Consider the following 5,267-nt stretch of genomic DNA (forward strand, 5'->3'; position numbering starts at 1 on the left):
CTGACGGATGTGTTCATAGACCTTGGTGAAGGTGCGCAGGTCGTCCAGGGGCAACAAACCCTGAGCTTCAGCATCTGCGGCACTGGTGGCGTCTGTGGCCGGGGGAACCTGAGGTTGGACCGGTGCTGTCTCCTCCGCCAAAGCCAGTGGGCTATTCAGGCTGGCGACAGCGATCATCAGCGCCAGTGGGCGAAAGAGTGAGGATAGCGGCATGGTTGACTCCAAATGGCTGGATGGGGTTCTGTCATGGGGGTTCGGGTAGCTGGAGCAGCAATCCTGAGCGCGATGACGGAGTAGGCTGTTAATCTATGAACAACAGAAACTTTAATCCCTGAAAAAACAGAATCTTTCTCTAATTGTAGACGGTTAACCGGGTCGGGTTCCTGTCAATTGGATGCGAACAGGACGACGAAGTTCCGTGCTTGGCATCATGGCTGAATCTCCGTTTATGACGTATGCCACCGTTTATAAGGTGCATCCCATGTTGATAACGTACACCACCCCATGTTGATAACGTACATCCCATCTTCATAACTTGCACCAAAGCGTTGGATTGGTGGGTTTGCCTTTGTGGCGGATCTCGAAATAGAGGCCGGCTTGCGACTGGCCACCGCTGTTGCCAACGCGGGCAATGGTTTCCCCGCTGTTTACCCAATCGCCGGCCTCTTTCAGCAGAGCCTGGTTGTGGGCGTACAGGCTCATATAACCGTCGCCGTGGTCGATGATCATCAACAGGCCCTGGCCACGCAGGTAATCGGCGAATACGACTCGTCCGTGGTGGATGGCCGTGACCTTGTTGCCAGCTTTGGCGCCAATCAAAACCCCTTCCCAGTTCAGCTTTCCTGCCACTTTGGTGTGGCCAAATTTCTTCAGCAGTTTGCCCTCAGCGGGCATCGTCATTTTGCCGCGGCGCTTGGCAAAGGGCTGGCCGTCGCCGGGCAGGGTGAGGTTGGCGATGGCGGCACTGACTTCTTCAATCAGGCGCTCCAGACGCTGCTGATCCTGGGACTTTTGCTTCAGCTGTTCGTCTTTGCGCTGAATACTCTGGCTTAATCGGGCGAGGGTTTTCTCCCGCTCGCTCTGCTTCAGCGTCAGTTGCTGGTGACGCTGCTTCAGCTGTTGTTGGCTGTCGAGCAACTCCTGAGTGCGGGCTTCGATGCGTGGTTTGATGGTGTCCAGCTCGGCCAGGGTATCCAGATAGGTGTCGATCTTATCGGCCCGGGCGTCGAGGAAATAGCGATAGTAGCGGGACATGCGGGCGAGCTTTTCCGGCTGCTCCTGATTGAGGAGCAGTTTAAGCTGGCTCTGCTGGCCCATTCGGTAAGCGGCGTTGATGTATTCGGCTATCTGCGCTTGCTGCTGTTGGCGGGCGGCTTGCAACTCATCCTGCTTCTGGTTGAGTTGCGCTAGTTGCTTTTTTTGGCTGGCAAGCTCCCCCTGGAGCGTCTCTATTTTTTTCACCAGGGCGCCGATATCCACTTCGGACGATTGCAGGTCGTTCTGCAATTGGTCGCGGCTGGATTTCACTTTATTGAGCTCAGACTTGAGCTGGGCGATGGATTCTTTCAGTTCTTCCAGTTTCGCCTGGTAGTCCTCGTCGCTGGAGGATTGGGCGAAGCTGCCGCTGGCGAACAGCAGGCAGAGAGCGATCAGGCTGTGCCTCAACATAAATACGTTTACCCGTAGGAAATTGGAATGTCGAAAATTCGAAAAGTCAGTGTAGCGGATCCCGACGTTGCTGGGTATGGGGGCGTGCTTCCGGCTGGAGTCGGCGCCCAAAGGGCTGGGCGCCTGAGAGATTAAGCTCTACGGTGTTGATCCTGGCTAGTCTGGAGCCAGTCCAGGACAGAGCCAGTTCAGGACAGGGCCCGCTTAATCCAGCTCAACCAGATTCTGGCCAGTCATCTCCGCCGGTTGTTCCACTTGCAGCAGAGCCAGCATGGTGGGAGCGACGTCGGCCAGACTGCCGCCGTTTTTCAGCTGTAGCTGACGCGGGCCAACATAGGCAAACGGCACCGGCAGGGTGGTGTGCTGGGTGTGTTTTTGGCCGGAGGTTTCATCGAACATCTCTTCGACGTTGCCGTGATCGGCCGTCACCAGCGCTTCGCCACCGACTTTTTCCAGTGCGGCAAATACTTCGGCCAGACAGCTGTCCACGGCTTCAACGGCTTTTACGGAAGCGTCGAAATCACCGGTGTGGCCTACCTGATCACAATTGGCGTAGTTGCAGATAATCGTGTCGTACTTGCCGGACTCAATGGCTTCCACCAGCTTTGCGGTCACTTCGGGGGCACTCATTTCCGGCTGCTGATCGTAGGTTTCAACGTCCGGTGACGGAATCAGAATGCGGTCTTCGCCGCTGTAGGTGTCTTCCTGTCCGCCACTGAAGAAGAAGGTCACGTGGGCGTATTTCTCAGTTTCGGCGATACGCAACTGTTGTTTGCCGGCCTTGGCCATGACATCGCCAAAGGAGTTCACCAGATCGGCGGGCGGGAAGGCGATCGGCGCATCGATGTCTGCCGCGTATTCGGTGGTCTGAACGTAGGCCGCCAGTGCTGGACGAGCGCTGCGGGTGAAGCCGTCAAAGTCGTCTTCCACAAACGCGCGGGTGATTTCACGGGCGCGATCAGGACGAAAGTTCATAAACAGAACTGCGTCGCCATCGTTGATGGTGGCAGCGCTTTCACCTTCAGCGGCGATCACAGTGGCTTTGACGAATTCATCGTTCTCGTCGCGATCGTAAGCGGCCATCAGGCCTTCAACGGCACTGGTTGCCTGGTAATCGGCCTGGCCGGTGGTCAGCAGATCGTAGGCCTGCTGCACGCGATCCCAGCGGTTGTCGCGATCCAGTGCGAAAAAACGACCGATGATACTGGCCACACGGCCCACGCCCAGATCACGCAGCTTGTCTTCGGTTTCCTTCAGCGGGTTCTCGGCGCTGCGCGGGGGCACATCGCGGCCGTCGAGGAACGCGTGTACGTAGACTTCTTTTGCACCACGTTGGGCGGCAAGATCGACGGCTGCCTTAATGTGGTCGTCGTGACTGTGAACGCCACCGGGCGACAGCAGGCCGAGAATGTGTACGGCTTTGCCGTTGCTGACGGCTTTATCGACCGCATCGACGTACACCGGGTTGGTGAAAAAGTCGCCGTCGGTGATGGCCTTGTTGATGCGGGTAAAGTTTTGGTACACCACCCGGCCGGCACCCAGTGTCATGTGGCCGACTTCGGAGTTCCCCATCTGCCCTTCGGGAAGGCCTACAGCCATGCCGGACGTGTGTATAAGGGTGTGTGGGCGCTCACTCCAGACGCTGTCCCAGACGGGTGATTTGGCCGCTTGAATGGCGTTGTATTTCGCGTGTTCAGAGTAGCCGAAGCCGTCGAGAATCAGCAGTACCAAAGGTTTTTTTACATCAGTCATGGCGAATGTCAGTGTCCGGTGATGGGTGGAATCCTGGGGGTGCCGCAGCAAGCCTTTGTTGGATGTAGCGCAGCCGACCCTTGTAAAGTTGCCAATTCTACCGGTTTCACCGGTGCAACTCCATTGGGGCTGGGCTATCGAATGCATAGGCTGTGCCTGATTCACACAATTCATTCGTGTATACTCCACGCCTTTGTCGGCTGCCTGGGCGGTCGGAATCGATTTCAATTTGTGTAGGACGTGAGATTCTGTGGAAAATATCCTAATTTTTGTGAGCGAGCAGTGGATGCTGGTCAGTGTGTTGATCGTATTGGTGGCCGCTTATTTCTGGACCGAGGGTCGCAAGGGCGGATCGACGCTGTCGATTCACAGTGCAACCCGCATCATCAACAACGGTGAAGCCGTGGTGGTGGATCTGCGTGAGGCGAAAGAGTTTAAAGCCGGTCATATTGTCGATGCTGTGAATATCCCTCACAACAAGCTGGCAGAGCAGTTGCCGCAGCTGGAAGGCCACAAAAGCAAAACCCTGCTGCTGGTGGACAAAATGGGCCAGCACACCGGCGCTGCCGGCCGCACACTGAAGTCCAAAGGCTTCGAGGTCAGCCGTCTGCAAGGCGGTATCAGTGAGTGGCAGGGGCAAAACCTGCCCCTGGTGAAATAATCAAAGAGCTGAACTAGAGAATTTATTATGTCTGCTGTTACCCTCTACACCACCCGTTATTGCCCGTTCTGTGTCCGCGCCAAGGGGCTGTTGGATCATAAGGCCGTGGCGTACACGGACATCAGTGTGGATAACAACCCCGAGCTGCGTCAGGAAATGATGGCCAAAAGTGGGCGTCGCACCGTGCCTCAGATCTGGGTGGGTGAGCACCACGTGGGTGGTTGTGATGAGTTGATGGCGCTGGAGCGCAGCGGCGATCTGGACGAGATGCTGGCGGCCGGGTAAGAAGCCGAGTAAGAAACGATCCGGCGTCCAAATCGTAAAATCTGTTGTTTCGGGGTTGATTTCATTTGGGCAGCCCCCATAACTTATCCAACTTAAGGCTCGTTTTGAGCCTGACAGCAGCATGACGAAACCCTAATTAGATTAACCCCCAATTATAAAGAGCGAAGACAGTATTATGGCTGACGAACAAACCACCGAAACACCAGAAGGCGCCGCAGAGCAGGCAGGACAACAATTTGCGATGCAGCGCATCTATCTGAAAGATCTGTCTTTCGAAGCGCCTATGGGGGCTGAAGCCTTCCGCAAGCAGTGGAAGCCACAGGTGAATCAAGAGCTGAACACCAAGACCAACAAAATTGAAGACGGTCTGTATGAAGTGGTTCTGACTCTGACCATCACGGTTAAACTGGAAGAAGAGACTGCTTTCCTGGTGGAAGTGCATCAGGCCGGCCTGTTTGGCGTTAAAGGCATCGAAGGTCAGCAACTGGCTCAGGTTCTCAACACGGTTTGCCCGAACATTCTGTTCCCGTACGCTCGTGAAGCGATCGACAACGTCATCACCAAAGGCAGCTTCCCTGCCCTGATGTTGCCACCGATCAACTTTGACGCTCTGTTTGCTCAGGCGATTGCCCAGGCCAAACAGAAAGCTGAAGGCGAAGCGGGTGAAGCAACCGTTAACTAAGCTCAACTGAGTTTAGTGATTCTGAAAAGCCTCGCATTTGCGGGGTTTTTTTGGTTTTGAGAGCTATTTTGGTTTTGAGAACTATCTTGGTTTGAGAACTACACCGTGGAGATCAGAGAGTGATGACCCCGGATGAATTGTCTGAGCTGGCACCCTTCAGCCAGGCCGTGGTGCGTTTGATTGGGGCCATTCCCGAGGGCGCAGTGACGACCTACGGTG

5 protein-coding genes and 1 pseudogene are annotated in these 5,267 nt (G+C 55.5%); 3 read left to right on the forward strand and 3 right to left on the reverse strand.

Annotated features, from left to right (window positions below; genetic code table 11):
- From ACTG33_RS15925 to gpmI, 3 genes and pseudogenes are all read right to left on the reverse strand, one after another.
- A pseudogene (locus ACTG33_RS15925) lies at nt 1–213 on the reverse strand (hypothetical protein); the annotation flags it as partial.
- A 315-nt stretch (nt 214–528) separates the two neighbouring features.
- Complete coding sequence (locus ACTG33_RS15930) at nt 529–1,668, reverse strand: murein hydrolase activator EnvC family protein (protein ID WP_439136209.1); 1,140 nt, start codon at nt 1,666–1,668, stop codon at nt 529–531.
- Between the two features lie 204 nt (nt 1,669–1,872).
- Nucleotides 1,873–3,420, reverse strand: coding sequence for a 2,3-bisphosphoglycerate-independent phosphoglycerate mutase (gpmI, locus tag ACTG33_RS15935; protein WP_439136210.1), 1,548 nt, complete (start codon nt 3,418–3,420; stop codon nt 1,873–1,875).
- 286 nt (nt 3,421–3,706) lie between these two features.
- Here gpmI and ACTG33_RS15940 point away from each other — a divergent pair, with 286 nt between their 5' ends.
- The 3 genes from ACTG33_RS15940 (at nt 3,707) to secB (ending at nt 5,048) form a co-directional block, all read left to right on the forward strand.
- A complete protein-coding gene (locus ACTG33_RS15940) occupies nt 3,707–4,081 on the forward strand; it encodes a rhodanese-like domain-containing protein (RefSeq protein ID WP_439136213.1) in 375 nt (124 codons plus the stop codon).
- A gap of 27 nt (nt 4,082–4,108) precedes the next feature.
- Nucleotides 4,109–4,366 carry a glutaredoxin 3 gene (grxC, locus tag ACTG33_RS15945; protein WP_439136211.1) on the forward strand — a complete coding sequence of 86 codons (258 nt, stop codon included), beginning with the start codon at nt 4,109–4,111 and terminating at the stop codon, nt 4,364–4,366.
- 175 nt (nt 4,367–4,541) lie between these two features.
- On the forward strand, nt 4,542–5,048 hold the full coding sequence (gene secB / locus ACTG33_RS15950) for a protein-export chaperone SecB (RefSeq protein ID WP_439136212.1): 507 nt from the start codon (nt 4,542–4,544) through the stop codon (nt 5,046–5,048).
- Nucleotides 5,049–5,267 lie beyond the last annotated feature (219 nt).

The sequence above is a fragment of the Pseudomaricurvus sp. genome, from assembly GCF_965662505.1.
In the GTDB taxonomy this organism is placed as follows: domain Bacteria; phylum Pseudomonadota; class Gammaproteobacteria; order Pseudomonadales; family Cellvibrionaceae; genus Pseudomaricurvus.

Bases quoted from the DNA above. Each gene is read 5' to 3' on its own strand.
- ACTG33_RS15930 (WP_439136209.1), bottom strand. From the start codon at position 1,668: ATGTTGAGGCACAGCCTGATCGCTCTCTGCCTGCTGTTCGCCAGCGGC.
- gpmI (WP_439136210.1), bottom strand. From the start codon at position 3,420: ATGACTGATGTAAAAAAACCTTTGGTACTGCTGATTCTCGACGGCTTC.
- ACTG33_RS15940 (WP_439136213.1), top strand. From the start codon at position 3,707: ATGCTGGTCAGTGTGTTGATCGTATTGGTGGCCGCTTATTTCTGGACC.
- secB (WP_439136212.1), top strand. From the start codon at position 4,542: ATGGCTGACGAACAAACCACCGAAACACCAGAAGGCGCCGCAGAGCAG.
- grxC (WP_439136211.1), top strand. From the start codon at position 4,109: ATGTCTGCTGTTACCCTCTACACCACCCGTTATTGCCCGTTCTGTGTC.